Here is a 26975-nt window from a genome sequence, read left to right as displayed (position 1 = left end):
GCTACCCTCCACCTAACAAACGTTTGGTGGAAAGGTAGCTGATGCGCGCATGGGTGTCTCCACCTCGTCCCCGGAAAAGGGGCCCGAAAAAGACGGCATCGCGATCGTCACGGTCGACTTCCCACCGGTGAACGCCCTGCCGGTGCAGGGCTGGTTCGCCCTCGCCGACGCCGTGCGCGCGGCCGGCCGTGACCCACGTACGCGCTGCGTGCTGCTCACCGCCGAGGGCCGGGGCTTCAACGCGGGTGTGGACATCAAGGAGTTGCAGGCGAAGGGGCCGAGCGCGCTGGTCGGTGCCAACCGCGGCTGTTTCGAGGCCTTCGCGGCCGTGTACGAGTGCGAGGTGCCGGTCATCGCGGCGGTGCACGGCTTCTGTCTGGGCGGCGGGATCGGTCTGGTCGGCAACGCGGACGTGATCGTGGCGAGCGAGGACGCCACCTTCGGGCTGCCGGAGCTGGACCGTGGCGCCCTGGGCGCGGCGACGCATCTGTCCCGGCTGGTCCCGCAGCACCTGATGCGCGCCCTGTACTACACCTCGCGCACGGCGACCGCGGCCGAGCTGCACGCGCACGGCTCGGTGTGGCGGGTCGTGCCGCGCGCCGAACTCCTGGATGCGGCGCTGGAGTTGGCGCGGGAGATCGCCGCCAAGGACGGGGAGCTGCTGCGCCTGGCCAAGGCCGCCATCAACGGCATCGACCCGGTCGACGTGCGCCGCAGCTACCGCTTCGAGCAGGGCTTCACCTTCGAGGCGAGCGCGGTCGGGGTGGCGGACCGGGTTCGCGACACATTCGGGGCGCAGAAAGAGGGGGCGTAGGCGTGAGCGACAAGACGATGACCGCCGAGGAGGCCGTCTCCCGCCTGGAGAGCGGCATGACCCTCGGCATCGGCGGCTGGGGCTCCCGCCGCAAACCGATGGCCCTGGTACGGGCGTTGCTCCGCTCGGAGATCACCGACCTGACCGTCGTCTCGTACGGCGGCCCGGACGTCGGCATGCTGGCCGCGGCCGGCCGGATCCGCAAGCTGGTCGCCGCCTTCGTCACCCTCGACTCGATCCCGCTGGAGCCCAACTACCGCGCGGCACGCGAGCGTGGCGCCTTCGAGCTGATGGAGGTCGACGAGGCGATGTTCATGTGGGGCCTGCACGCGGCGGCGAACCGGCTGCCGTTCCTGCCGGTGCGCGCCGGTCTCGGCTCGGACGTGATGCGGGTCAACCCCGCTCTGCGGACGGTGACTTCGCCGTACGAGGACGGCGAGACGTTCGTCGCGATGCCCGCCCTGCGCCTGGACGCCGCCCTGGTGCACGTCAACCGCGCCGACCGGCTGGGCAACGGGCAGTACCTGGGCCCTGACCCGTACTTCGACGACCTGTTCTGCGAGGCCGCGGACGCGGCGTACCTGTCGTGCGAACGGGTCGTCGACACGGCCGAGTTGACGAAGGAGGCACCGCCCCAGTCGCTGCTGATCAAACGGCACACCGTCACCGGAGTGGTCGAGGCCCCCGGCGGCGCGCACTTCACCTCCTGCGCTCCCGACTACGGCCGGGACGAGGCCGCGCAACGCGAGTACGCGACCACGCCCTGGCCGGAGTTCGCGGAGCGGTACCTCGCCTCGCCCGAGACCTCGCCCGAGGGGACCGGCTCATGACCGTCACCCGTACCCCACTGCTCCCGCCCACCCGCGCCGAGTACTGCGTGATCGCCTGCGCCGAGGCCTGGCGCGACGGAGGGGAGATCCTGGCCAGCCCGATGGGCCTGATCCCGTCCGTGGGAGCGCGGTTGGCCCGGCTCACCTTCTCGCCCGACCTGCTGCTGACCGACGGCGAGGCGACGATCGTCCGCCCGGACGGGACGCCCGAGGGCTGGCTGCCGTACCGCCAGCACCTGACCATGGTCGCGAGCGGCCGGCGGCACGTGATGATGGGCGCGAGCCAGATCGACCGGTTCGGCAACCAGAACATCTCGTGCATCGGCGACTGGGAGCGGCCCAAGCGACAGCTGCTCGGGGTGCGCGGGGCGCCGATCAACACCCTGAACAACCCGACCAGTTACTGGATCCCGAAGCACTCCCGGCGGGTCTTCGTGGAGAAGGTCGACATGGTCTGCGGAGTCGGTTACGACCATGCGGACGGCGCGCGCCATCACCGTATCCCGCGTGTCGTCAGCGACTTGGGTGTCTTCGACTTCGCCACTCCGGACCACTCGATGCGACTGGCCGCGCTGCACCCGGGCGTCACCGTGGAGCAGGTCAGAGAGGCGACCGGCTTCGACCTCGCCGTCCCGGACGAGATCCCGGCGACCCGTGAACCCACCGCCGAGGAACTGCGGTTGATCCGCGAGGTCATCGACCCGGCCGGCTCCCGGGCCAGGGAGGTCGGTTCGTGAGGGAGACCGCGTTGACCCGGCTCGTCGGGGTCCGGCACCCGATCGTGCAGACCGGGATGGGCTGGGTGGCGGGCCCACGGCTGGTCTCGGCGACGGCGAACGCCGGCGCGCTGGGCATTCTGGCCTCCGCGACCATGACCACGGACCGGCTGCGCGAGGCGGTCCGGGAGGTCAAGTCCCGTACGGACGCGCCCTTCGGGGTCAATCTGCGGGCCGACGCGTCGGACGCGGGCGACCGGGTGCGGATCATGATCGAGGAGGGCGTCCGGGTCGCGTCCTTCGCCCTGGCGCCCTCCCCCGAGCTGATCGCCGAGTTGAAGGCGGCGGGCGTGGTCGTGATCCCCTCGATCGGGGCCCGGCGGCATGCCGAGAAGGTCGCGGCCTGGGGCGCGGACGCCGTGATCGTGCAGGGCGGGGAGGGCGGCGGGCACACCGGCGAGGTGGCGACGACCGTGCTGTTGCCGCAAGTCGTGGACGCGGTGGACATCCCGGTGGTGGCGGCGGGCGGATTCTTCGACGGGCGCGGTCTGGTCGCCGCGCTGGCCTACGGGGCGGCCGGGGTCGCCATGGGCACGCGGTTCCTGCTGACCTCGGACTCGACCGTGCCGGACGCGGTGAAGGCCCGGTATCTGGCGGCGACGGTGAAGGACGTCACCGTCACCACGGCGGTGGACGGCCTGCCGCACCGCATGCTGCGCACGGAGTTGGTGGACTCCCTGGAGAACTCGGGCCGCGCGCGAGCCCTGTCGCACGCCGTCCGCCGGGCGGCCGGGTTCCGGAAGCTGTCGGGGCTCACCTGGCGCCAACTGGTGCGCGACGGACTCGCCATGAAGCACGGCAAGGAACTGAGCTGGAGCCAGGTCCTGCTCGCCGCGAACACCCCGATGCTGCTCAGGTCGGCGATGGTGGACGGCCGTACGGACCTCGGTGTGATGGCGTCCGGGCAGGTCGCCGGGGTGATCGGGGACCTGCCCTCGTGCGCGGAGCTGGTGGACCGGATCATGAAGGAGGCGGACGAGGTGACGGAACGGCTCAGAGCCGATCAGTGAGCGCGCGGTTCACGACTGTCCGGTGACCGCGCGGCCCACAATCCTTCAACGGCCGTGCAGGTCAAAGCCGTTCGATGATCGTCACGTTGGCCTGTCCCCCGCCTTCGCACATGGTCTGCAGGCCGAACCGCCCGCCCGTGCGCTCCAGTTCGTGCAGCAGGGTCGTCATCAGCTTGACGCCGGTCGCGCCGAGCGGGTGACCGAGGGCGATCGCGCCGCCGTTGACGTTGACCCGATCGGGGTCCGCGCCCGTCTCCTTCAGCCAGGCCAACACCACCGGCGCGAACGCCTCGTTGATCTCCACGAGGTCGATGGCGTCGATGGTCATGCCGGTCTTCTTCAGGGCGTGGGCGGTGGCGGGAATGGGCGCGGAGAGCATGCGGATCGGGTCCTCGCCGCGCACGGAGAGATGGTGGACGCGCGCACGCGGGGTCAGTCCGTGTTCCCGTACCGCCCGCTCCGAGGCCAGGAGCATCGCCGCCGCGCCGTCGGAGACCTGCGAGGAGCAGGCGGCGGTGATGGTGCCGCCGTCGAGGACCGGCTTGAGTCCGGCCATCTTCTCCAGGGAGGTGTCCCGGCGCGGCCCCTCGTCGACGGTCACATGACCGTAGGCGACGGTCTCCCGCTCGAAGCGGCCCTCGTCGATGGCAGACAGCGCGCGCCGGTGCGAGCGGAGCGCGAACTCCTCCTGGTCCTCCCGGCTGATCCCCCACTTCGCGGCGATCATCTCGGCGCCGGCGAACTGGTTCACCGGCCGCTCCCCGTACCGCGCGCGCCAGCCCTCGCTGCCCGCGAAGGGTCCCTGGGTGAAGCCGAGAGGCTCGGCGGCCTGGCGGGTCGCGAAGGCGATCGGTATCTGCGACATGTTCTGCACACCGCCCGCGACCACCAGGTCCTGCGTGCCGGACAGCACGCCCTGCGCCGCGAAGTGCACGGCCTGCTGCGAGGATCCGCACTGCCGGTCGATCGTCACGCCCGGCACCTCCTCGGGCAGCCCGGCCGCCAGCCAGGCGGTCCGCGCGATGTCCCCGGCCTGCGGCCCCACCGCGTCCAGGCACCCGAAGACGACGTCCTCGACGGCGGCCGGATCGACACCCGACCGCGCGACCAGCTCCTTGAGCACATGCGCCCCGAGGTCGGCCGGGTGGACTCCGCTCAGCCCTCCCTTGCGCCGCCCGACGGGCGTCCGGACCGCTTCGACGATGTAGGCCTCGGCCATGCCAACTCCCCAGACTCGCCCTTGAGTTGTGAGTGTTACGAGTGGTGCGCGTTACGAGCTATGTGCGTACGGCGATCCCGTCCAGCACCATCGACAGGTACTGCCGGGCGATCTCCTCCGGGCTGTGCTGTCCGCCGGGCCGGTACCAGGACGCGGCCACCCACACCGTGTCGCGCACGAACCGGTAGGTGAGCCGGACGTCGAGGTCGGCCCGGAACACCTGGGCGGCGACGCCGCGTTCCAGCGTGGACAGCCACGCCTTCTCGAACTTGCGCTGCGACTCGGCGAGGAACGCGAACCGCTCCTGCGCGACGAGCTGCTTGCTCTCCTTCTGGTAGATCGCGACGGCGGCGCGGTGCCGGTCGATCTCCCGGAACGACTCGGTGACCAGGGCCGCGAGCGTCTCGCGGGGCCCCGACTCGGCGTCCAGGACGGCGTCGTAGCCGCTCCAGAGCTCGTCGAGGAAGGTCCGCAGGATCTCCTCCAGCATCGATTCCTTGGAGTCGAAGTGGTAGTAGAGACTGCCCGCGAGCATGCCCGCGTGGTCCGCGATCTTGCGTACGGTGGTGGCGTTGTAGCCCTGCTCGGCGAAGACCTCGGCGGCGGTGTCGAGGAGTTCGCGGCGGCGCGCGGGAGCGGCGGTCACCTGGGGCTTCTTCTTGGTCGGCACGCGACCATTGTGCGGCCAGGGCCTGTCCGGCGGATCAGCCCGGCGTCCAAGACGCACCGCACCTCACAGCCAGGCTGATCCGCCGGACAGGCCCTACGCATGCTGGCTGCTGACGGAGACGATCTCGCCGGTCATGTACGAGGAATAGCCGGAGGCGAGGAACACGATCACGTTGGCCACCTCCCAGGGCTCCGCGTACCGTCCGAACGCCTCGCGCGCGGTGAGCTGCTCCAGCAGCTCGGGCGTCGTCACCTTCGCCAGGTGCGCGTGCATGGCCAGGCTCGGCGAGACCGCGTTCACCCGCACCCCGTACGCTGCGGCCTCGATCGCCGCACAGCGGGTCAGCGCCATCACGCCCGCCTTGGCCGCCGCGTAGTGCGCCTGGCCTGCCTGGGCGCGCCAGCCCACCACGGAGGCGTTGTTGACGATGACCCCGGCGCCGGCCTCCCGCATCAGCCGCAGGGCCGCCCGGGTGCAGCGGAAGGTGCCGTTGAGGGTGACGTCCAGGACCCGGCCCCACTGCTCGTCGGTCATGTCGACGAGGTCCGAAGTCCCGCCCAGACCCGCGTTGTTGACGACGACGTCCAGCCGCCCGTGCGCGCGTACGGCCGTCTCGAAGAGGGCCGTGACCTGCCCCTCGTCGGTCACATCGCACGGCTGCGCGGTGACCGCGTCCGTCCCGAACTCCCCGGCCAGCTCGGCCTCGTGCTCCTTGAGGCGGCGCACATGTGCGTCGCTGATCAGCACGCGCGCGCCCTCCTCCAGGAACCGTCGGGCGGTGGCGCCCCCGATGCCGGCTCCGGCGGCGGCCGTGATGACCGCGGACCGCCCCGCCAGCAGCCCGTGCCCCGGCTCGTACGCGGGACTCTCGACGCCTGTCATAGGGCCACGCTAACCTACCAAACACTTGTTAGGGAAGGATGGCAGCCCATGGATCTCGCCTTCACGCAGGACGAGGACGCCTTCCGCACGGAGGCCCGGGCGTGGCTCGCGGACCATGTGCCGCGCACCGCCCTGCCGTCCCTGGAGACCGAGGCGGGCTTCGCCGCGCACCGCGCGTGGGAGGCCGAACTGGCCGCGGACCGCTGGTCGGTCGTCAACTGGCCGGTGGAGTACGGCGGCCGGGGCGTCGACCTGATCTCCTGGCTGGTCTTCGAGGAGGAGTACTGGGCGGCGGGCGCGCCGGGCCGGGTCGGGCAGAACGGGATCAGTCTGCTCGCGCCCACCCTCTTCGACCACGGCACGGCGAAGCAGCGGGCGCGCGTGCTGCCGTCCATGGCCACCGGCGACACCGTCTGGGCGCAGGCCTGGTCGGAGCCCGAGGCCGGGTCCGATCTGGCCTCCCTGCGGTCCAAGGCCGTGCGCACGGACGGGGGTTGGCTGCTGAGCGGGCAGAAGACGTGGTCCTCGCGGGCCGCGTTCGCCGACCGCGCGTTCGGCCTGTTCCGCAGCGACCCGGACACCCCGAAGCCCCACCAGGGCCTGACCTACCTGATGTTCGACCTGCGCGCACCCGGCGTCACGGTCCGCCCGATCGGACGCCTGGACGGGAAACCGGCGTTCGCGGAGCTGTTCCTGGACGAGGTGTTCGTGCCGGACGAGGACGTGATCGGCGAGCCGGGCGCGGGCTGGCGGATCGCCATGTCGACGGCGGGCAACGAGCGGGGGCTGATGCTGCGCTCCCCCGGCCGCTTCCTGGCCGGCGCGGGACGGCTGCACCGGCTGTGGCAGGCGCAGGGCGCCCCGGAGGCGATGCGCGACCGGGTGGCCGACGCGGTGATCGGTGCCCGCGCCTACCGCCTGTTCACCTACGCCCACGCCTCCCGCTTCCTGGACGGCGAGTCCCTCGGCCCGGAGTCCAGCCTGAACAAGGTCTTCTGGTCGGAGTACGACATCGCGCTGCACGAGACAGCACTCGATCTCCTGTGCGAACAGGGCGAGTTGACGGAGAACGAGTGGGCCGAGGGGTACGTTTTCTCCCTCGCGGGACCCATCTACGCGGGCACGAACGAGATCCAGCGCGACATCATCGCCGAGCGCCTGCTCGGCCTGCCGAAGGGACGCCGCTGATGCGCTTCCTGCTCGACACGGAACAGCGCGCGTTCGCCGCCTCCCTGGACTCGATGCTGGCGTCCGCGGACACCCCGTCGGCGATCCGGTCCTGGAGCGCCGGCGACCACGCGCGCGGCTTCGACCTGTGGGGCCGTATCGCCGGGGCGGGCGTGTTCGCGCTGGCGGTGCCGGAGGCGTACGAGGGTCTGGGGCCGCGACCTGTCGAACTGGCCGTCGCCTTCGTCGAGTTGGGCCGGCACGCGGTCCCGGGGCCACTGGTGGAGACGGTGACGGCGGCGGCCCTGCTGACCGAACCGGGCCCGGCGAAGCGGTATCTGCCGGCGCTGGCCTCGGGCGAGACCGTGGCCACGCTCGCCACCGCGGGCGGGTACGCGCTGGACGGGGACGCGGCGACCGCGCTGTTCACCCTGACCGACGGTGAGTTGCGCCTGGCCCCCGGCCACGGCCCCGTACGCGCCTCGCTGGACCCGGCACGGCGGCTGACCCTACCCGCCACCGGCGGTGAACTCCTGCGCGCGGAGGCGCATTTCGGCGAGGCCCTCACCTGGGCCCGGCTCGCCACCGCCGCCCAGGCCCTCGGCGTCGGACTCGCCCTGCTCGACCGGACCGTCGCCTACGTCAAGCAGCGGCTCCAGTTCGGCGTCCTCATCGGGTCGTTCCAGGCGGTCAAGCACCAACTGGCCGACGCCAAGATCGCATTGGAGTTCGCACGGCCCCTGGTGTTCGGCGCCGCGCTCACCCTGGACCCGGCCGACGTGGCCGCCGCCAAGGTCGCGGCCTGCGAGGCGGCGTACACGACCGCCCGTACGGCACTGCAACTGCACGGCGCGATCGGCTACACCGCGGAGTACGACCTCTCCCTGTGGCTGACCAAGGCCCGTGCGCTGCGCACCGCTTGGGGCGGCCCCACCGAGTGCCGGGAGACGGTGCTCAGCGGCGGCGGTCGCCGCTGGTGAACGACCTCAGTGGTGGTGGTCGCCGCTGGTGAGTTCCTTGTACTCCTCCGGCGTCGGCTTCGGGATCCGTGACTCCGGCCCGAACATCGCCCGGGCGAGCTGGGCCCGTACCCGCTGCGAGACGGTGACCTGTCGCCGTACACCGTTGGCGTCGACCATCGGGCCGATCTCGTAGGCCGGGTCCTGCTCGTGCTGGGTGAGGGTGTGCAGCTGGTCCTGCGGGAGTTGCTCGTGCACCTCGACGAACTCCCCGTGCGGCAGCCGCCGGATGACCCCGGTCTCCCGGCCGTGCAGCACCTTGTCCCGGTCGCGCCGTTGCAGCCCCATGCAGAACCGCTTGGTGATCAGGAAGGCCAGCACCGGCACCACGAAGAAGCCGATCCGCACGAACCAGGTGATCGCGTTGATGGACAGATGCAGATGCGTGGCCACGATGTCGTTGCCGCCGCCGATCAGCAGCACCCCGTACAGGCTGAGCCAGGCGACGCCGAGCCCCGTGCGCACGGGCGCGTTGCGCGGCCGGTCCAGGATGTGGTGCTCGCGTTTGTCGCCGGTGATCCACGCCTCGACGAACGGGTAGACGCCGAGGGCGAGCAGGATCAGCGGGAAGAGCGAGAAGGGGATCAGGACGCCCGGCACGAGGGTGTGGCCCCAGGCGCTGATCTCCCATCCCGGCATCACCCGGATCAGCCCCTCGGAGAAGCCGAGATACCAGTCGGGCTGGGCACCGGTCGTCACCAGGTCGGGCCGGTAGGGGCCGAAGGCCCAGACGGGGTTGATGCTGGCGATGCCGCCCATGATCGTCAGGACGCCGAAGACGAGGAAGAAGAAGCCGCCCGCCTTCGCCATGTAGACCGGCAGGAACGGCATGCCGACGACCGACTTCTGGTCGCGTCCCGGCCCGGGGTACTGGGTGTGCTTGTGGTAGAAGACCAGGATCAGATGGGCGACCACCAGGCCCAGCATGATCCCGGGCAGCAGCAGGACATGGACCGGGAAGAGCCGCGAGATGATGTCGTGCCCCGGGAACTCGCCGCCGAACAGGAACATCGACAGATACGTGCCGACGATCGGGATCGACAGGATCGCGCCGTCGGCGAAGCGGATGCCGGTGCCGGACAGCAGGTCGTCCGGGAGCGAGTAGCCGGTCAGGCCGGTGATGATGCCGAGCATCAACAGGGTCCAGCCGAAGATCCAGTTGACCTCGCGCGGCTTGCGGTAGGCGCCGGTGAAGAACACCCGCATCATGTGGATGAGCATGCCGGCGATGAAGACCACGGCCGCCCAGTGGTGGATCTGCCGGATCAGCAGCCCGCCGCGCACATCGAAGCTGATGTCGAGCGAGGACTCGTAGGCCCGGGTCATGACGACACCGTTGAGCGGCTCGTACGAGCCGTGGTAGACGACCTCGACGCCGCTGGGCTCGAAGAACAGGGTGAGGTAGATGCCGGTCAGGATCAGGATGATGAAGCTGTAGAGGCAGATCTCGCCGAGCATGAAGGACCAGTGGTCCGGGAAGACCTTGCGCATGTTGGCCTTGGCCAGGCCGTAGAGCCCGAGCCGTCCGTCGGCCCAGTCGGCGAGTTTCTCGCCCTTCCCGGCCGGGCTTCGACGGGCCGAACCACCCGTCTCCGCAGCCCCGTTGACCGATCGCGCCCCGTCCATGCAGCAGCCTCCCCGTCGGATCGACATCAGGGTTGCACGGGCGGGGGACTTAGCCAACGGTGCGTGCGGCCCGTCCGGCCGGCCGACCCGTTTTCCTGATCACCCGGGTGTTCGATATTTTGTTCGCCGCCGCCCCAACCGGCTCGCTCTTCCGCCCCACCCTTCCGTCCCACCCCTCCCCACCCCTCCGTCCAACCCCTGTCCGAGGAGCCGGCCGTGGATTCCGAGTCCGCCGTCACCACCTGCTATCGCCATCCCAAGGTGGAGTCCCACGTCCGGTGCACCCGCTGCGAGCGGTACATCTGCCCGGACTGCATGCGGGAGGCCGCCGTCGGCCACCAGTGCGTGGAGTGCGTACGCGAGGGCGCGCGGTCGGTGCGTGAGCCGCGGACGGCGTTCGGTGGCCGGATCTCGACGGTGCCGCTGGTGACGTACGTACTGATCGCGCTCAATGTGCTCGCCTACGTGGCCGAGGTGGCGCGGCCCGCGGTCGTGGACCGGTTCGAGATGCTGGGCCGGGGTCTGGTCGGGCCGGACGGCGGCCACTACGTGTGGCAGGCGGTCTACCCCGGCACCTTCCACGCCGAGGGTGTCGTGGACGGCGAGTGGTACCGGCTGCTCACCGGCGCCTTCCTCCATCTGCCGCCCACCGGTGGGTCGTTCGGGATCCTGCACATCGTGATGAACATGGTGTCGCTGTGGAACATCGGGCGGGTCGTCGAGGCCCAGCTCGGCCGGGTCCGCTACCTCGCCCTCTATCTTCTGTCCGCCCTCGGCGGCTCGGTCCTGGTGCTGCTGATCGCCCCCGACACCCCCACCCTCGGCGCGTCCGGCGCGATCTTCGGGCTCGGCGCCGCCTACTACGTCATGGCCCGCCGGCTGGGCGCCGACATGGCGAGCGTCAACCGCTTCATGGCCGGCCTGCTGCTGTGGCTGCTGATCTCCGCGGGCCTCACCTCCTGGCAGGGCCACCTCGGCGGTCTGCTGGCCGGCAGCCTGGTCACGGTCGCCTTCGCCTACGCCCCGCGCGACCGGCGCCGCCCCTTCGTCCAGGCGGGCGCCTGCGTGGCACTGCTCACGCTGCTGGTGGTCCTGTCGCTGGCGAGGGTCGCGGAGCTGACCGTGTGAGCGACCTGGGCGCGGGTGGCTGAAACACCTTGGCCTAATCTGTGCGTCATGAGACGTGCCGGTTTCCTCCTGTTCGCGGCGGTCCCCGTCGCCCTCGCGGCGGGGTTCTACTTCCTGCCCGGGGACCCGTCCGGCACCTCCGACGGCGCGTCGAAGAACCCCTCCGCCGCCGCCTCGCAGGACGACAGGGCGCTCGCCGGCCTGCCCCCGGGGCTCGCCGCGCCCGCGAAGAAGGAGCTGGCCCAGCAGCTGGTGGCGAGCGCCGAGAACTCGACCCTCGACTGGCGCAGCGCCTACGGCTACATCGAGGACATCGGCGACGGCCAGGGCTACACGGCCGGCCTCGTCGGCTTCTGCACCGGCACCCACGACCTGCTCACCCTGGTCCAGCGCTACACGAAGACCCATCCGGGCAACGGCCTGGCCGGCTACCTCCCCGCTCTGCGCAAGGTCGACGGCACGGACTCGCACGAGGGCCTGGACCCCGGTTTCACCGCCGCCTGGAAGGCCGAGGCGAAGCTGCCCGCCTTCCGCGCGGCCCAGGACGAGGAGCGCGACCGCGTCTACTTCGACCCGGCGGTCCGCGAGGCCAAGCTCGACGGCCTGGGCACCCTGGGCCAGTTCATCTACTACGACGCCATGGTCTTCCACGGCCCGGGCGACGACGCGACCAGCTTCCACGGCCTGCGCGAGCGCGCGATCCGAGAGGCGGACACCCCCGCCCAGGGCGGCTCGGAGAAGGCGTACCTGGACATCTTCCTGGACATCCGCCGCGCCGCCATGAAGGCCAAGAGCCCCGGCCTCGACACCTCCCGCGTCGACACGGAGCAGCGGCGGTTTTTGTACGACGGCAACCTGGCCCTGAAGACCCCGCTGACGTGGCAGGTGTACGGGGAGACGTACAAGGTGCCCTGACGGGCGCGCGGTCGGCGCTGCGGCGGGACAACGCGGCGGCGCCTGCCCTTGGGTCCGGTCGGGGACTTGTCGGGCAGACGCCGTCAGTGCTCCGTACGCCTTTGTACGGACGTTTCTTGATGAACCGTCAGACCATCAACGACCGGTCCGTCGGGCGGATCGGCGCCGGCAGGTCGCTCGCGCCGGCCAGGAACCGATCGCAGCCGCGGGCGGCCGAACGGCCCTCGGCGATCGCCCACACGATGAGCGACTGGCCGCGGCCGGCGTCACCGGCGACGAAGACGCCCGGCACATTGGTCTGGAAGTCGGCGTCGCGGGCGATGTTACCGCGCTCGTCGAGGTCCAGGCCGAACTGGTCGACCAGGCCGTTGTCCCGGTCGGTGCCGGTGAACCCCATGGCGAGGGTGACCAGTTGGGCGGGGATCTTGCGCTCGGTGCCCGGCTTCGGGGTCAGCCTGCCCTCGACGAACTCGACCTCGGTGAGGTGCAGCCACTGGACGTTGCCGTCCTCGTCGCCCTCGAAGTGGGTGGTCGAGACGGAGTAGACCCGCTCGCCGCCCTCCTCGTGCGCGGACGTCACCTTGTAGAGCATCGGGAAGGTCGGCCACGGCTGGGAGACCGGGTTCCGCTCGTCGCCCGGGCGGGGCATGATCTCCAACTGCGTGACGGAGGCGGCGCCTTGACGGTGGGCGGTGCCCACGCAGTCGGCGCCGGTGTCGCCGCCGCCGATGACCACGACGTGCTTGCCCTCGGCCGAGATCGGGGAGGTGACGTAGTCGCCCTCCTGGACCTTGTTCGACAGCGGCAGGTACTCCATCGCCTGGTGGACGCCGGTCAACTCCCGCCCCGGGACCGGGAGATCACGGGCGGTGGTGGCACCGGCGGCGATGACGACGGCGTCGTAGCGCTTCTTCAGGTCGGTCGCCTTGAGGTCGACGCCGATCTCGATGCCGGTCCGGAAGCGGGTGCCCTCCGCGCGCATCTGCTCGATACGGCGGTTGATGTGCCGCTTCTCCATCTTGAACTCGGGGATGCCGTACCGGAGCAGGCCCCCGATGCGGTCCGCGCGCTCGTAGACGGCGACCGTGTGACCGGCCCGGGTCAACTGCTGGGCGGCGGCCAGGCCCGCCGGGCCCGAGCCGATGACGGCGACGGTCTTGCCCGACAGCCGCTCGGGGATCTGCGGGGCGACGTCACCGGTCTCCCACGCCTTGTCGATGATCGAGACCTCGACGTTCTTGATGGTGACGGCCGGCTGGTTGATGCCGAGCACACACGCCGACTCGCACGGAGCCGGGCACAACCGCCCCGTGAACTCGGGGAAGTTGTTCGTCGCGTGCAGGCGCTCCTGCGCGGCCGACCAGTCCTCGCGGTAGGCGTAGTCGTTCCACTCGGGGATCAGGTTCCCCAGCGGACAGCCGTTGTGGCAGAACGGGATGCCGCAATCCATGCACCGGCCGGCCTGCTTGCTGATGATCGGCAGCAGCGAACCGGGGACGTAGACCTCGTTCCAGTCCTTCAGCCGTACGTCGACGGGGCGGGACTTGGCGACCTCGCGCCCGTGGTTCAGGAAGCCCTTCGGGTCAGCCATTGATCGCCGCCTCCATCATCTTCTCGGTGATCTCGGACTCGGAGAGTCCCGCCTGCTCGGCGGCGTCCTTGGCGGCGAGCACTGCCTTGTACGTGCTGGGGATGATCTTGGTGAAGCGCTCGACCGCGGTGTCCCACTCGGCCAGCAGCTTCTCGGCGACCGTCGACGCGGTCTCCTCCTGGTGGCGGCGCACCACGTCGTGCAGCCACTGCCTGTCCGCGTCGTCCAGCTCCTGGATCGCGCCCAGGTTGCCGACGTTGACGTTGTCGCGGTTCAGGTCGATGACGTACGCGATGCCACCGGACATGCCGGCCGCGAAGTTGCGGCCCGTCTCGCCCAGGACCACCGCGTGACCGCCGGTCATGTACTCGCAGCCGTGGTCGCCCACGCCCTCCGAGACCACCGTGGCACCGGAGTTGCGGACACAGAACCGCTCGCCGGTACGCCCGCGCAGGAACAGCTCGCCGCCGGTCGCGCCGTACGCGATGGTGTTGCCCGCGATCGTCGAGAACTCGGCGAGGTGGTCGGCGCCCCGGTCCGGGCGGACGACGACCCGGCCGCCCGAAAGGCCCTTGCCGACGTAGTCGTTGGCGTCGCCCTCCAGGCGCAGCGTGACACCGCGTGGCAGGAAGGCGCCGAAGGACTGGCCCGCCGAGCCGGTGAAGGTGATGTCGATGGTGTCCTCGGGCAGGCCCGCACCGCCGAACTTCTTCGTCACCTCGTGGCCGAGCATCGTGCCGACCGTGCGGTTGATGTTGCGGATCGCGACCTGGGCGCGCACCGGCTGGGCGTCGGTGGCGCTGGACGCGGCCAGGGCGTCGGCGGCGAGCTTGATCAGCTCGTTGTCGAGCGCCTTCTCCAGGCCGTGGTCCTGCTGGATGACCTGGTGCAGCGCGGCACCCTCGGGCATCTCGGGCACGTAGAAGAGGGGGGCCAGGTCCAGGCCCTGCGCCTTCCAGTGGTTGACGGCGCGCTCGACGTCGAGCGTGCCGGCCTGGCCGACGGCCTCCTCGATGGTGCGGAAGCCCAGCTCCGCGAGGATCTCGCGGACCTCCTCGGCGATGAACTTGAAGAAGTTCACGATGTACTCGGCCTTGCCGGCGAACCGGTCGCGCAGCACCGGGTTCTGGGTGGCGATGCCGACCGGGCAGGTGTCGAGGTGGCAGACGCGCATCATGACGCAGCCGGAGACGACGAGCGGCGCGGTCGCGAAACCGAACTCCTCGGCGCCGAGCAGCGCGGCGATGACGACGTCACGGCCGGTCTTCAGCTGACCGTCGGTCTGGACGACGATCCGGTCGCGCAGTCCGTTGAGCAGCAAGGTCTGCTGGGTCTCGGCGAGCCCCAACTCCCAAGGTCCACCGGCGTGCTTGAGCGAGGTCAGGGGCGAGGCACCCGTACCGCCGTCGTGGCCGGAGATCAGGACGACGTCCGCGTGCGCCTTCGACACACCCGCGGCGACCGTGCCGACACCGACCTCCGAGACCAGCTTCACGTGGATCCGCGCCTGCGGGTTCGCGTTCTTCAGGTCGTGGATCAGCTGGGCGAGGTCCTCGATGGAGTAGATGTCGTGGTGCGGCGGCGGCGAGATGAGCCCGACACCCGGCGTCGAGTGCCGGGTCTTGGCGACCCACGGGTAGACCTTGTGGCCGGGCAGCTGGCCGCCCTCGCCGGGCTTGGCGCCCTGGGCCATCTTGATCTGGATGTCGTCCGCGTTGACCAGGTACTCGCTGGTGACGCCGAAGCGGCCGGAGGCGACCTGCTTGATGGCGCTGCGCCGGGCCGGGTCGTAGAGCCGGTCCGCGTCCTCGCCGCCCTCACCGGTGTTGGACTTGCCGCCCAGCTGGTTCATGGCGATGGCCAGCGTCTCGTGCGCCTCGCGCGAGATGGAGCCGTAGGACATGGCGCCGGTGGAGAAGCGCTTGACGATCTCGGAGACCGGCTCGACCTCGTCGACGGAGATCGGCTCGCGGCCGCTCTTGAAGCCGAACAGACCGCGCAGCGTCATCAGGCGCTCGGACTGCTCGTTCACACGGTCCGTGTACTTCTTGAAGATGTCGTAGCGGTTGGCACGCGTGGAGTGCTGGAGGCGGAAGACCGTCTCCGGGTCGAACAGGTGCGGCTCGCCCTCACGGCGCCACTGGTACTCGCCGCCTATTTCGAGGGCGCGGTGCGCAGGGGCGATGCCGCTCGCCGGGTACGCCTTCGCGTGCCGGGCGGCGACCTCCTTGGCGATGACGTCGATGCCGACGCCGCCGATCTTGGTGGCGGTGCCGCTGAAGTACGTCTCCACAAAGCCCCGGTCGAGACCGACGGCCTCGAAGACCTGGGCGCCGCGGTAGGAGGCAACGGTCGAGATGCCCATCTTGGACATGACCTTCAGGACGCCCTTGCCGAGCGCGTAGATCAGGTTGCGGATGGCCTGCTCGGGCTCGATGCCGGGCAGGAAGGTGCCCGCGCGGACCAGGTCCTCGACGGACTCCATCGCCAGGTACGGGTTGACCGCGGCGGCGCCGAAGCCGATCAGCAGGGCCACGTGGTGGACCTCGCGGACGTCACCGGCCTCGACCAGCAGGCCCACCTGGGTGCGCTGCTTGGTGCGGATGAGGTGGTGGTGGACGGCCGCGGTGAGCAGCAGCGACGGGATCGGCGCGTGCTCGGCGTCGGAGTGGCGGTCCGACAGGACGATCAGCCGGGCGCCGTTCTCGATGGCCGCGTCGGCCTCGGCGCAGATCTCCTCGATGCGCGCGGCGAGGGAGTCGCCGCCGCCGGAGACCCGGTAGAGACCGGAAAGGGTCGCGGCCTTGAAGCCGGGCATGTCGCCGTCGGCGTTGACGTGGATGAGCTTGGCCAGCTCGTCGTTGTCGATCACCGGGAAGGGCAGGGTGACGCTACGGCACGAAGCAGCCGTCGGCTCGAGGAGGTTGCTCGCGGGCCCGAGGGAGGAACGCAGCGAGGTCACGAGCTCCTCGCGGATGGCGTCCAGCGGCGGGTTGGTGACCTGCGCGAACAGCTGGGTGAAGTAGTCGAAGAGCAGCCGGGGGCGCTCGCTCAGCGCGGCAATCGGCGAGTCCGTACCCATCGAACCGATCGGCTCGGCACCGGCTTTGGCCATCGGCGCGATGATGACGCGCAGCTCCTCCTCGGTGTAACCGAAGGTCTGCTGACGGCGGGTGACGGAGGCGTGGGTGTGGACGATGTGCTCGCGCTCGGGCAGGTCGCCCAGCTCGATCTCGCCGGCCTCGATCCACTCGGCGTACGGCTTCTCGGCGGCGAGCTCCGCCTTGATCTCGTCGTCCTCGATGATGCGGTGCTCGACGGTGTCGACGAGGAACATGCGGCCGGGCTGGAGGCGGCCCTTGCGGACGACCTTGGCCGGGTCGATGTCCAGGACGCCGACCTCGGAGCCGAGGACGACCAGGCCGTCGTCGGTGACCCAGTAGCGGCCGGGGCGAAGGCCGTTGCGGTCGAGGACCGCGCCGACCTGCTTGCCGTCGGTGAAGGTGACGCAGGCCGGGCCGTCCCAGGGCTCCATCATCGTGGAGTGGAAGGTGTAGAAGGCGCGGCGGGCCGGGTCCATGGAGTCGTGGTTCTCCCACGCCTCCGGGATCATCATCAGCACCGAGTGCGGCAGTGAACGGCCGCCCAGGTGCAGGAGTTCGAGCACCTCGTCGAAGGACGCCGAGTCGGAGGCGTCCGGCGTACAGATCGGGAAGACGCGCTCGAGTCCCTTGTCACCGAAGAGGTCCGAGGCGATCTGCGACTCGCGGGCGGCCATCCAGTTGCGGTTGCCCTTGACGGTGTTGATCTCACCGTTGTGCGCCACGAAGCGGTACGGGTGGGCCAGCGGCCACGACGGGAAGGTGTTCGTGGAGAAGCGGGAGTGCACGAGCGCGATCGCGGAGGCGAAGCGGCGGTCGGACAGGTCCGGGAAGAAGGGCTCCAGCTGGCCGGTGGTCAGCATGCCCTTGTAGACGATGGTCCGCGCGGACAGCGAGGGGAAGTAGACGCCGACCTCGTGCTCGGCGCGCTTGCGCAGCACGAAGGCCCGGCGGTCCAGGACGATGTCCTTCGACTCGCCGTCGGTGACGAAGATCTGCCGGAAGGCGGGCATCGTCGAACGGGCGGTGGCACCGAGCAGTTCGGGAGCGACCGGCACATCGCGCCAGCCGAGCACGGTGAGGCCTTCCTCGGCCGCGATCGTCTCGATCCGCGAGACGGCGTCCTGGAGGCCGGCCTCCGGCAGGAAGGCGATGCCGACCGCGTAGCCGCCCGCCTCGGGCAGCTCGAATCCGGCCACCTCGCGGAAGAACGCGTCGGGGACCTGGGACAGGATGCCGGCGCCGTCGCCGGAGTCGGGCTCGGAGCCGGTGGCGCCGCGGTGCTCGAGGTTGCGCAGGACCGTCAGGGCCTGCTCGACCAGGGTGTGGGACGCCTCGCCGGTGAGGGTGGCCACGAAGCCGACGCCACACGCGTCGTGCTCGTTGCGGGGGTCGTACATACCCTGCGCAGCAGGGCGAGCATCCATGAAGGACCAGTTCTGGCCATTCTCGGAATGCTGGGACGGCTGGCGCGGCGTACGCATCGGCTCTCCCGTCGTCGTCTCAAGTGGCATATGCATATTGCCGAGGGACGACGTTGGCCCTCTGCGGAGTGCAAAATTTCGTGCAGGTTACATGATGGGGCGGTTCTCGGGAACTGGATACTACGTCCCAACATGCGGACGTCACGGGGTCGCGGTGGGGGTACCGGGCCCAGCGACGGAAGCCATAGGGGACCCGAGCGGACAGATCGATGCCCGTCGGTCCGAGCGCGAGGAGGGCTGCGTCGCCCACCTCACGGATGCGCGACAGGCCTCATTGCCCGCAGCGCTTACGGCTCATGCCCGGTGGTTAAGCACTCGAAACCAGCTAGTAACGGCTACTTATGCGTCAGTCCGCATACCTAGCGGTCCCCCTATCCTACGGCCGTCCCGAAGAACCCGCCCAGGGCGTACGTCACACCGGCCGCGGCACCCCCGAGAGCGAGCTGCCGAAGCCCGCTGAACCACCAGCTCCGAGCCGTCACCCGAGCCACCACGGCCCCACACGCGAACAGCCCGACCAGCGCGAGCAGCACCGCAGGCCACAGCGAGGTCGCACCGAGCAGATACGGCAGTACAGGCAGCAGGGCCCCCAGCGCGAAGGCCCCGAACGACGACACGGCCGCGACCGCCGGCGAGGGCAGATCCCCCGGGTCGATGCCGAGCTCCTCGCGAGCATGGATCTCAAGAGCAAGCTCGGGATCACGAGAGAGCTGCCGCGCCACCTCACGCGCAAGGTGGGAGTCGACCCCCCGCGCCTCGTACAGGGCGGCCAGCTCGGCCTCCTCATCCTGCGGATGCTTCCGCAGCTCCCTGCGCTCCACGTCCAACTCGGCCTCGACGAGCTCGCGTTGAGACGCCACAGACGTGTACTCCCCGGCGGCCATGGAGAAGGCGCCGGCGGCAAGCCCTGCCAGCCCCGTGAGGACGATCGCCTGATGCCCGACGGACCCACCGGCGACACCGGTCATCAACGCGAGGTTGGACACCAGCCCGTCCATGGCCCCGAACACGGCGGGCCGCAGCCACCCTCCCGTCACATCCCGGTGCGTGTGGTTGTCACGGTGCGCCTCATGAAGGGCGGCCTCGGTCTCGATGATGGCCATGCGCGAATCTCCCCAGCAAGCTAAGCCAAAGCTAACTTTAGACAAGTTCTACTCTTGAACAACGCCAAAGATACACACGCCCATTCCCGCTCACCAGCAAGGAAAGGCTGCGCTAACCTGCGGCTTTACCGCCTCCCGCTCACCCGTGCGGGGCTCCGCCCAGATGTCGACCGGGTGACATGAGACCTCCGGACGCTCTGGTCAACCGCCGATGGTGGGACACATCCGCAAAGGTGCCGCGCCCTGTGCGGACCCCCTCCCGGAGAGGCCGTCCATGACATCGATCGCCTGCATCCCCTCGGCCCCGGCCCCCGGGAACGCCCCCGAACTCCGCGAGCGGGCCCGCGGCGCCCTGCTCGGCCTGGCCGTCGGCGACGCCCTCGGGGCCCCCGCCGAGAACATGAAGCCATCCGAGATCCGCGCCCGCTGGGGCCGCATCACGGGCTACGTGGCCGAGGAACCGGCGGGCACGGACGACACGGAGTACGCGATCTTCTCGGGCCTGCTCCTGGCCCGCCACGGCTCGGCCCTCTCCCCCTCCCACGTGGAGGCGGCCTGGCACGAGTGGATCGCGGACCGGGACGAGGGCCCGTTCAAGGGCGCGGGTTTCAGCGAACGCGGCACACTGGAGAACCTCCGCCGAGGCCTGGCGGCCCCCATCTCCGCGCAACACCGCCATGCCTGGAGCGACGGCCTGGCGATGCGCGCGGCCCCCTTCGGCGTCTTCGCCGCGGGCCGCCCCGCCGAGGCGGCCCGCCTGGTCGCGATCGACGGCTCGGTGAGCCACGACGGCGAGGGCATCTACGGCGGCCAGGCGGTAGCGGCAGGCGTCGCGGCGGCGATGGCGGGCGCCCCCACGATCGCGGTGGTGGCCTCGGCTCTGGCGGTGATCCCGGACGACTCCTGGACGGCCCGCTCCCTGCGCCGAGCCGTGGCAGTGGCCCACCGAGGCGAACGCGCCGTCCGCTCCGCGGTCGTCATCGGCGGCTACCCCTGGACCGACCTGGCCCCCGAGGCGGTCGCCCTGGCCTTCGGCGCGTACGCGGCAGCGGACGGCGACTTCGCGGAAGCGGTCCTCACGGCGGTCAACATGGGCCGCGACGCGGACACGACAGCGGCGGTGGCGGGGGCGCTGGCGGGAGCGACGCGGGGGATGTCGTCGATCCCGGAGGAGTGGGCAACACGAATCGGCCCAGCACGCGGAAGCTGCCTACCGGCGATGTCCGGCCACCACGTCCTGGAGGTGGCGGACCTGCTGACCCGGGCGATGCCCAGGGGATACGAGGCCGCCGAGCCGACGGTCGACGGATCGGGGGCGACACGATGAGACCACCGGGACCGTGGACCGAAGGAATGGGCACGAGCGCCCCGACGACCATGACACCTACCGACGAGCCGACGCCCAGGATCACGCCGGCCACCATTGAGGCGACGCCCAGGAGCACGCCCACCACCGACGAGCCGACGCCCACGACCACGCCGACCACCAGCGAACCGACGCCCGCGATGACATCCACCACCAGCGAGCCCACGTCCACGATCACGCCGACCACCAGCGAACCGACTTCCGCGGCGAAGCCGATCGGACCGGAGGTCGCCGATGGCGGGATCGCCCCACAGGGGCCACCGGCACCCGACAACGAAAGTTGTACGGGTGGTGCGGGTGGGAACAACCGGGCCGAAGGCGAAGCCGAGGCCCGCAAAGCAACCCTCGGCCTCCTACTGGGCCTGGCCTCCGGCGACGCCGCCGGCTGGCCCTCCGCCCGTCACAGAGCAACCCGCATGCCCGACTGGACCCGCCGCCTCACCCGCGAACTCGACACCTTCGCCGAACAGAACGCAACCACCACCCTCCCCGTCCCCATCGCCCTGAACCAACCCCCCGAGCCCCTCAAACTCGGCCCCTCGGACGACGCGGAATGGGCAGCCTTCGCCGCAGAAGCCCTACTGAAGGCCGGCGACGACACCGCCCTGGGCGACCTCTCAAGAGACCGCCGCACAAGAGCCGCCATCGACCTCACCTGGAACGCCCTCGCCGCAGAAGTAGCCGCCGCAGCAAACCGCGCCCCGGAAGTCGAATCCGCCGTCCTCCCCCTCCGCGCCCGCATCTCAGTAAGAGCAGGCCTAGGAAACCTCGCAGCCGGCCTACGCCCACCCGCCACCGGCCACGACAACCCCCACTACTTCGACGACGCGGCCTGCGTAAGAGCCTGCGTCCTCGCAGTAGCCCACCCCGGCGACCCCGAACGCGCCGCCGCCCTGGCCGAGTTCGACGCCCGCTACACCCAGGACGGCGACGGCGTACACGGAGCAAGGGCGATGGCCGCGGCGGTATCCCTCGCCCTGACCGGAGCCGACGTGGACACCTGCGTATCCGCAGCCCTCACCGAACTCCCCGAATCCACAGAGATCGGCCGCAACGCCCGCCACGCCCTCCACCTGGCCGCAACCATCGAATCCGCCTTCGCCCTGATCCCCCTCCTCGAACACCAAATCGTCGACCACGTCTACAGCTACGGCATCGCCGCCGCCGAAACCGTCCCGGTCGCCCTCGCCCTGGCAACCGCCGCACGGGGCCGTATCGCCGAGGCGGTCCCCGCCGCCGCCTGCCTCTCCCGCGTGGCCGACTCCGCCCCCGCCCTGGTCGGCGCCCTCACCGGCGCACTGAGCGGCGGCGACGCCATCCCCGCCACCTGGCGGGACGCCTGCCGCACCCTCTCCGGCTGCGCACTCCCCCGCCTCACCGGCACCGACCTGGTGGAACTCGCCGGACTCCTGGAAGCCGCACAACCGGCCCCGCCAGGAGCATGATTCGGTACATGCCTCTCAAACAACCCGCACAACAAGAAACCACCCTTGAGGACCGCATCACCGGAGCCCTGGTGGGCGCGGCGGTCGGCGACGCCCTCGGCGGCCCGGTCGAGGGCTACTCCCCCGACCAGATCCTCGAACGCCACGGCGGCCGCGTCCACGGCATCGTCGGCCCCTGGAACGGCGACGACTGGCGCACGGCCCGCCCGATCGCGCCGTACCACAAGGGCGACGGCCACGTCACCGACGACACCTTGATGACGCACGCGCTGATCCGCGTCTACGCGAAGGTCCGCGACCACCTGGACGCGTACGCGATCGCCGACCACCTGGTCCCCGACCTGACGACGAACCCGCGCTGGATCCCGGAGTTGGAGGCGGAGGCCCTCCCCCTCCACCGCATCTTCCTCGCGGAGAAGTGGCTGGTGGCCCGCCTCCACTACGGCCACGTGGACCCACGCGAGGCCGGCGTGGGCAACATCGTCAACTGCGGTGCGGCGATGTACATGGCCCCGGTGGGCCTGGTCAACGCGGCCAACCCGAGGGGCGCGTACACCGAAGCCCTGGACATCGCGGCGGCCCACCAGTCCTCGTACGGCCGCGAGGCGGCAGCGGTCTTCGCGGCGGCGGTGGCGGCGGCCTGCGTACCGGGCGCAACCCCCGACTCGGTGGTCGCGGCCTGCCTCACCGTGGCGAAGGACGGCACCCGCACGGCAATCGAGCAGGTCTGCGAAGTAGCCACGCACTACTCGGACTTCGAATCGGCGTTGACTCCCCTACGGGAGGCGGTGGCGCCGTACGACACCGTGGGCCCCGACTACCGCTCCCCCTCCCTGGACGCCCGCCGCCCCTCCCGCACCCGGGCGATCGAGGAGCTCCCCATCGCCCTGGGCATGTTGGTGGTCTCCGGCGGCGACTTCCGCCACGCGGTGCTGGGTTCGGTGAACTACGGCCGGGACTGCGACTCGATCGCGACGATGGCGGGCGCGGTGGCCGGCGCATTGGGTTCACCGGTCCCACAGGACTGGTCCAAGACAATCGCGGAGGCCAGCCGCCTGGACCTCTGGGAACCGGCGACCACCCTCACCGCCGTAGCGCGCGAGATCTTCGAAGGAGACGTCCACCGACGCCGAGCCCACGAGGCCGCGTTCACGCAGATCGCAGGCCCCAGATGCTCCGACTGACCTGGGTCCAACCAGAAGACCTGATCGGCCACGAACTCCACCAGGCAACCCTGGACGGCCGAGAACCCACAACAATCGCAACCCGCTGGCGAGCAGCGGGAGGCCACGAAGCCCCTCCCAGAGCAGGCGCGTCCCCCGACCCAACCACCCGCTACCTACGCCAACTGGCAGAAGACCTACTCGACGAACTAACAGACCTACCAAGCAAGTTGACCGACCAAGAACCCACCGACCTAGCAAAAATCAAAGCAAGCTGCCCCCACTGGCCCTATCCAGCCCAACCCAGCGGCCCAGACTTGCCCCACCCAGCCCAAGCTGGCGGCCCCACCTGCCCCCCTCCCGCCCCAGCTGCGGGCAGTCGTGCCGCTGGGGCGGCTCCCGACCCAAAGAAAGGCGGCACCCCGCAAGCGCGGGCAAGCGACCCCACCCCTACGACAACCCCCACCCAGGCGAGCCTGGAAGCAGCCTGGCTAGGCAGAGCCATCGGCTGCCTCCTAGGCAAACCAGTGGAGAAACTCCCTCTCCCCGCCATCCGCCAACTGGCCAAATCCACCGACAACTGGCCCCTGAACACCTACTTCACAGCGAAAGGCGTCCCCACCGAACTCCTCTCCACCCACCCCTGGAACCGCCGCTCCGCCCCCACCTCCCTCGCCGAGAACATCGACGGCATGCCAGAGGACGACGACCTCAACTACCCCCTCCTGAACCTCCTGTTGCTACAACGCCACGGCAGACACTTCACCCCCACCGACCTGGCCACCCTCTGGCTCGACGAACTCCCGGCCGGCCGCACCTTCACCGCGGAGCGAATCGCCTACCGCAACCTCCTCACCGGCATCGAACCCCCACAGACCGCCCGCCACCGCAACCCCTTCCGAGAATGGATCGGCGCTCTGATCCGCGCCGACGTCCACGGCTGGACCAACCCCGCCGCCCCCGCCGCCGCGGCCGAACAGGCCCACCGCGACGCCACCCTCACCCACACCGCCAACGGCGTCTACGCGGCGATGTTCATCGCGGCCACCATCGCCCAGGCGACCACCGGCACCCACGACATCCACACCTGCCTCCGCACCGGCCTCACGGTGATCCCACCCCGATCCCGCCTCGCCGAAGCCATCCACCACGCGATCCAACTCGCCCACAAACACGATGACTTCGACACGGTCGTCGACGAACTCCACGCCACCTACACCCCCACCCACCACTGGGTCCACGCCATCCCCAACACCGCCCTGATCACCGCCGCCCTCACCCACGCGAACGGCGACTTCACCGGCTCCATCTCCCGCGCGGTGGGCGGCGGTTGGGACACCGACTCCAACGGCGCCACCGCGGGCAGCATCGCCGGACTCCTCGCCGGTACCCCCACCGCCCTCCCCGACCACTGGACGACCCCGTTGAAGAACCGACTCGCCACCTCCGTCGGCGACTTCGACGGCACCGGCTTCGACACCCTGGCCCACCTCACCCACCGGGAGGCTTCCCGCCCATGACCCACATCGTCGTGCTGGGCAGCACGAACATGGACCTGGTCGCGTACGTCGACAGGGCGCCGGAGCGCGGAGAGACCGTGACGGGACGGGAGTTCCGTACGATCCCCGGCGGCAAGGGCGCCAACCAGGCGATCGCCGCCGCCCGCGCCGGCGCCACCGTGACAATGATCGGCGCCGTCGGCAATGACGTGTACGGCCCCCAACTCCGGTCCGCCCTCGAACACTCCGGCGTCGACACCGACCTCCTCCGCACGATCGACACCCCCTCCGGCACCGCCCACATCGTCGTGGACGACGACGGCGGCAACGCGATCGTGGTCATCCCCGGCGCCAACGGCACCGTCGACCACCTCGCCCCCGGCGACGAGGCCCTCATCGCCTCCGCCGACGCCCTGCTCCTCCAGTTGGAGATCCCCCTCGCGGCGGTGATCGTGGGCGCGCAGACAGCCCGCGCCCACGGCGTCCGCACGATCCTCACCCCCGCCCCCGCCCAACCGCTCCCACCCGAACTCCTCGCCGCCGTCGACCTGTTGGTCCCCAACGAGCACGAGGCGACCACCCTCACCGGCCTCGCCGACCCGATCGCCGCGGCCACCGCCCTGCTCGACAGCGTGCCGGCGGCCGTCGTCACCCTCGGCCCGGCCGGCTGCCTCTACGTCACCCGCGGCGCCGAACCCCTCGCCGTCCCCGCACCCGAAGCGACCGCCGTCGACTCGACCGGCGCCGGCGACACCTTCGTGGGCGCCCTCGCGGTGGCCCTCGCCGAGGAGCGCCCGATCCGCGAGGCCCTCAAGTGGGCAGCAGCGGCAGCCGCGTTGTCGGTACAGCGTCGGGGCGCGTCGGCGTCGATGCCGTACCGCACCGAGATCGAGACGGAGTACGCCTCATGAACACCGAACCCACCAGAACCACCCCCGCCACCACGACCACCCCCGCCACTACCTCTGCCTCCATGACCTCTCCCCCGCTCACCGGCCTGCGCGTCCTCGACCTCGCCACCCTCTTCGCCGGCCCCCTCGCCGCCACCCTGCTCGGCGACTTCGGCGCCGAGGTCGTCAAGATCGAGCACCCGACGAAACCCGACCCCTCGCGCGGCCACGGCCCGTCCAAGGACGGCGTCGGCCTGTGGTGGAAGCTGCTGGGCCGCAACAAGCGCACGATCACCCTGGACCTGTCCAAACCCGGCGGCCGGGAGACTCTCCTGCGCCTCGCCGCCACCGCCGACGTGATCATCGAGAACTTCCGCCCCGGCACCCTGGAGAAATGGGACCTCGGGTGGGCCGAACTCTCCGCCGCCAACCCCGGGTTGGTCCTCGCCCGGGTCACCGGCTTCGGTCAGTTCGGCCCGTACGCGCACCGCCCCGGCTTCGGCACCCTCGCGGAGGCGCTCAGCGGCTTCGCCGCCATCACCGGCGAACCGGACGCGCCCCCGGCCCTCCCGCCGTTCGGCCTGGCCGACTCGATCGCGGGCCTGGCGACGGCGTACGCCGTGATGACCGCACTCGCCGCCCGCGACCGCACCGGCGAGGGTCAGGTCGTCGACATGGCGATCATCGAGCCGATCCTCACCGTGCTCGGCCCGCAGCCCCTCTGGTACGACCAGCTCGGCCACGTCCAGCCGCGCACCGGCAACCGGTCCGTCAACAACGCCCCGCGCGGCACCTACAGCACCGCCGACGGCAGTTGGGTCGCCGTCTCGACCTCCGCCCAGTCGATCGCCGAGCGGGTGCTGCGCCTGGTGGGCCGCCCGGAGCTGATCGACGAACCGTGGTTCGCGACGGGCGAGGGACGGGCCCGCCACGCCGACCTGCTCGACGAGGCCGTCGGCGGCTGGATCGCCGAGCGCCCTCGCGACGAGGTGCTCGCGGCCTTCGAGAAGGCGGAGGCCGCGGTCGCCCCGATCCAGGACGTACGGGATGTGATGGAGGACCCGCAGTACGCGGCCCTCGACACGATCACCACCGTCGAGGACCCCGAACTGGGCCCCCTGCGCATGCAGAACGTCCTCTTCCGCCTCTCCGCCACCCCCGGCGCGATCCGCTGGGCGGGCCGCCCGCACGGCGCGGACACCGACGAGGTCCTGACCGACCTGGGCCTGACCCCGGCCGAACTGGCCACCCTGCGCGCGGCGGGCGCCGTATGAACG

General features: G+C 70.8%; 21 protein-coding genes. 14 read left to right on the top strand and 7 right to left on the bottom strand.

Features of this window, described 5'->3' with window-relative positions:
- Positions 1-49: 49 nt before the first annotated feature.
- Genes ACWD5F_RS26015 through ACWD5F_RS26000 form a run of 4 tightly spaced genes read left to right on the top strand, consistent with a single transcriptional unit; the run spans position 50 to position 3430 of the window.
- Positions 50-814 (top strand): enoyl-CoA hydratase family protein, encoded by a 765-nt coding sequence (locus tag ACWD5F_RS26015; protein ID WP_451257788.1) that lies wholly within the window; start codon positions 50-52, stop codon positions 812-814.
- A 2-nt stretch (positions 815-816) separates the two neighbouring features.
- Complete coding sequence (locus ACWD5F_RS26010) at positions 817-1644, top strand: CoA transferase subunit A (protein ID WP_451257786.1); 828 nt, start codon at positions 817-819, stop codon at positions 1642-1644.
- Complete coding sequence (locus ACWD5F_RS26005) at positions 1641-2381, top strand: CoA-transferase subunit beta (protein ID WP_451257784.1); 741 nt, start codon at positions 1641-1643, stop codon at positions 2379-2381. Before ACWD5F_RS26010 ends, ACWD5F_RS26005 begins: the two co-directional genes overlap by 4 nt.
- Positions 2378-3430 (top strand): NAD(P)H-dependent flavin oxidoreductase, encoded by a 1053-nt coding sequence (locus ACWD5F_RS26000; protein ID WP_451257782.1) that lies wholly within the window; start codon positions 2378-2380, stop codon positions 3428-3430. The genes ACWD5F_RS26005 and ACWD5F_RS26000 overlap by 4 nt, the downstream gene beginning before the upstream one ends.
- Positions 3431-3491: 61 nt before the next feature.
- Here ACWD5F_RS26000 and ACWD5F_RS25995 read toward each other — a convergent pair whose 3' ends face one another.
- The 3 genes from ACWD5F_RS25995 to ACWD5F_RS25985 all read right to left on the bottom strand — a co-directional run bounded on the left by ACWD5F_RS25995 (position 3492) and on the right by ACWD5F_RS25985 (position 6201).
- The gene (locus tag ACWD5F_RS25995; protein WP_401727301.1) at positions 3492-4649 is read right to left on the bottom strand and encodes an acetyl-CoA C-acetyltransferase; all 1158 of its coding nucleotides are present in this window, start codon (positions 4647-4649) and stop codon (positions 3492-3494) included.
- Positions 4650-4707: 58 nt separating this feature from the next.
- Positions 4708-5319 (bottom strand): TetR/AcrR family transcriptional regulator, encoded by a 612-nt coding sequence (locus ACWD5F_RS25990; RefSeq protein ID WP_401727302.1) that lies wholly within the window; start codon positions 5317-5319, stop codon positions 4708-4710.
- 93 nt (positions 5320-5412) lie between these two features.
- Positions 5413-6201, bottom strand: coding sequence for an SDR family oxidoreductase (locus ACWD5F_RS25985; protein WP_451257779.1), 789 nt, complete (start codon positions 6199-6201; stop codon positions 5413-5415).
- Between the two features lie 48 nt (positions 6202-6249).
- On the opposite strand from ACWD5F_RS25985, the gene ACWD5F_RS25980 reads away from it, so the two are divergent.
- Positions 6250-7389: an acyl-CoA dehydrogenase family protein gene (locus ACWD5F_RS25980; RefSeq protein WP_451257777.1), complete on the top strand. Its 1140-nt coding sequence runs from the start codon at positions 6250-6252 to the stop codon at positions 7387-7389.
- Positions 7389-8348, top strand: a complete 960-nt coding sequence (locus ACWD5F_RS25975) for an acyl-CoA dehydrogenase family protein (protein WP_451257775.1) — start codon at positions 7389-7391, stop codon at positions 8346-8348. The genes ACWD5F_RS25980 and ACWD5F_RS25975 overlap by 1 nt, the downstream gene beginning before the upstream one ends.
- Before the next feature lie 6 nt (positions 8349-8354).
- Here ACWD5F_RS25975 and qcrB read toward each other — a convergent pair whose 3' ends face one another.
- Positions 8355-10013: a cytochrome bc1 complex cytochrome b subunit gene (gene qcrB, locus ACWD5F_RS25970; protein ID WP_451257773.1), complete on the bottom strand. Its 1659-nt coding sequence runs from the start codon at positions 10011-10013 to the stop codon at positions 8355-8357.
- 216 nt (positions 10014-10229) lie between these two features.
- Between qcrB and ACWD5F_RS25965 the strand changes: the two genes are divergently transcribed.
- Positions 10230-11141 (top strand): rhomboid family intramembrane serine protease, encoded by a 912-nt coding sequence (locus tag ACWD5F_RS25965; protein WP_451257772.1) that lies wholly within the window; start codon positions 10230-10232, stop codon positions 11139-11141.
- Between the two features lie 48 nt (positions 11142-11189).
- Positions 11190-12056, top strand: a complete 867-nt coding sequence (locus ACWD5F_RS25960) for a chitosanase (protein ID WP_451257770.1) — start codon at positions 11190-11192, stop codon at positions 12054-12056.
- A gap of 127 nt (positions 12057-12183) precedes the next feature.
- Here ACWD5F_RS25960 and ACWD5F_RS25955 read toward each other — a convergent pair whose 3' ends face one another.
- The 3 genes from ACWD5F_RS25955 to ACWD5F_RS25945 form a co-directional block, all read right to left on the bottom strand.
- Complete coding sequence (locus ACWD5F_RS25955) at positions 12184-13647, bottom strand: glutamate synthase subunit beta (protein WP_401727309.1); 1464 nt, start codon at positions 13645-13647, stop codon at positions 12184-12186.
- Entirely contained in the window at positions 13640-18232 is a 4593-nt protein-coding gene (gene gltB, locus ACWD5F_RS25950) for a glutamate synthase large subunit (protein WP_451257769.1), read from the bottom strand. The genes ACWD5F_RS25955 and gltB overlap by 8 nt, the downstream gene beginning before the upstream one ends.
- 371 nt (positions 18233-18603) lie before the next feature.
- Entirely contained in the window at positions 18604-19335 is a 732-nt protein-coding gene (locus ACWD5F_RS25945) for a VIT1/CCC1 transporter family protein (protein ID WP_451257767.1), read from the bottom strand.
- 274 nt (positions 19336-19609) lie between these two features.
- Between ACWD5F_RS25945 and ACWD5F_RS25940 the strand changes: the two genes are divergently transcribed.
- From ACWD5F_RS25940 to ACWD5F_RS25915, 6 genes are all read left to right on the top strand, one after another.
- Positions 19610-20662, top strand: coding sequence for an ADP-ribosylglycohydrolase family protein (locus ACWD5F_RS25940; protein ID WP_451257765.1), 1053 nt, complete (start codon positions 19610-19612; stop codon positions 20660-20662).
- A gap of 50 nt (positions 20663-20712) precedes the next feature.
- The gene (locus tag ACWD5F_RS25935) at positions 20713-22146 is read left to right on the top strand and encodes an ADP-ribosylglycohydrolase family protein (protein ID WP_451257763.1); all 1434 of its coding nucleotides are present in this window, start codon (positions 20713-20715) and stop codon (positions 22144-22146) included.
- An 8-nt stretch (positions 22147-22154) separates the two neighbouring features.
- Positions 22155-23330: an ADP-ribosylglycohydrolase family protein gene (locus tag ACWD5F_RS25930; protein WP_451257761.1), complete on the top strand. Its 1176-nt coding sequence runs from the start codon at positions 22155-22157 to the stop codon at positions 23328-23330.
- The gene (locus tag ACWD5F_RS25925; protein WP_451257759.1) at positions 23318-24829 is read left to right on the top strand and encodes an ADP-ribosylglycohydrolase family protein; all 1512 of its coding nucleotides are present in this window, start codon (positions 23318-23320) and stop codon (positions 24827-24829) included. Before ACWD5F_RS25930 ends, ACWD5F_RS25925 begins: the two co-directional genes overlap by 13 nt.
- Complete coding sequence (gene rbsK / locus ACWD5F_RS25920) at positions 24826-25719, top strand: ribokinase (protein ID WP_451257757.1); 894 nt, start codon at positions 24826-24828, stop codon at positions 25717-25719. The genes ACWD5F_RS25925 and rbsK overlap by 4 nt, the downstream gene beginning before the upstream one ends.
- A 62-nt stretch (positions 25720-25781) precedes the next feature.
- Positions 25782-26972: a CaiB/BaiF CoA transferase family protein gene (locus ACWD5F_RS25915; protein WP_451258276.1), complete on the top strand. Its 1191-nt coding sequence runs from the start codon at positions 25782-25784 to the stop codon at positions 26970-26972.
- Positions 26973-26975 lie beyond the last annotated feature (3 nt).

The organism is Streptomyces sp. NPDC002499 (assembly GCF_053595415.1).
This window is presented reverse-complemented; position numbering and strand designations above follow the sequence as displayed.

Coding starts and splice junctions, on each gene's coding strand:
- ACWD5F_RS26015 (WP_451257788.1), top strand. CDS start 50: ATGGGTGTCTCCACCTCGTCCCCGGAAAAGGGGCCCGAAAAAGACGGC.
- ACWD5F_RS26005 (WP_451257784.1), top strand. CDS start 1,641: ATGACCGTCACCCGTACCCCACTGCTCCCGCCCACCCGCGCCGAGTAC.
- ACWD5F_RS25995 (WP_401727301.1), bottom strand. CDS start 4,649: ATGGCCGAGGCCTACATCGTCGAAGCGGTCCGGACGCCCGTCGGGCGG.
- ACWD5F_RS25985 (WP_451257779.1), bottom strand. CDS start 6,201: ATGACAGGCGTCGAGAGTCCCGCGTACGAGCCGGGGCACGGGCTGCTG.
- ACWD5F_RS25980 (WP_451257777.1), top strand. CDS start 6,250: ATGGATCTCGCCTTCACGCAGGACGAGGACGCCTTCCGCACGGAGGCC.
- ACWD5F_RS25975 (WP_451257775.1), top strand. CDS start 7,389: ATGCGCTTCCTGCTCGACACGGAACAGCGCGCGTTCGCCGCCTCCCTG.
- qcrB (WP_451257773.1), bottom strand. CDS start 10,013: ATGGACGGGGCGCGATCGGTCAACGGGGCTGCGGAGACGGGTGGTTCG.
- ACWD5F_RS25960 (WP_451257770.1), top strand. CDS start 11,190: ATGAGACGTGCCGGTTTCCTCCTGTTCGCGGCGGTCCCCGTCGCCCTC.
- ACWD5F_RS25955 (WP_401727309.1), bottom strand. CDS start 13,647: ATGGCTGACCCGAAGGGCTTCCTGAACCACGGGCGCGAGGTCGCCAAG.
- gltB (WP_451257769.1), bottom strand. CDS start 18,232: ATGCGTACGCCGCGCCAGCCGTCCCAGCATTCCGAGAATGGCCAGAAC.
- ACWD5F_RS25945 (WP_451257767.1), bottom strand. CDS start 19,335: ATGGCCATCATCGAGACCGAGGCCGCCCTTCATGAGGCGCACCGTGAC.
- ACWD5F_RS25940 (WP_451257765.1), top strand. CDS start 19,610: ATGACATCGATCGCCTGCATCCCCTCGGCCCCGGCCCCCGGGAACGCC.
- ACWD5F_RS25935 (WP_451257763.1), top strand. CDS start 20,713: ATGACACCTACCGACGAGCCGACGCCCAGGATCACGCCGGCCACCATT.
- ACWD5F_RS25930 (WP_451257761.1), top strand. CDS start 22,155: ATGCCTCTCAAACAACCCGCACAACAAGAAACCACCCTTGAGGACCGC.
- ACWD5F_RS25925 (WP_451257759.1), top strand. CDS start 23,318: ATGCTCCGACTGACCTGGGTCCAACCAGAAGACCTGATCGGCCACGAA.
- rbsK (WP_451257757.1), top strand. CDS start 24,826: ATGACCCACATCGTCGTGCTGGGCAGCACGAACATGGACCTGGTCGCG.
- ACWD5F_RS25915 (WP_451258276.1), top strand. CDS start 25,782: ATGACCTCTCCCCCGCTCACCGGCCTGCGCGTCCTCGACCTCGCCACC.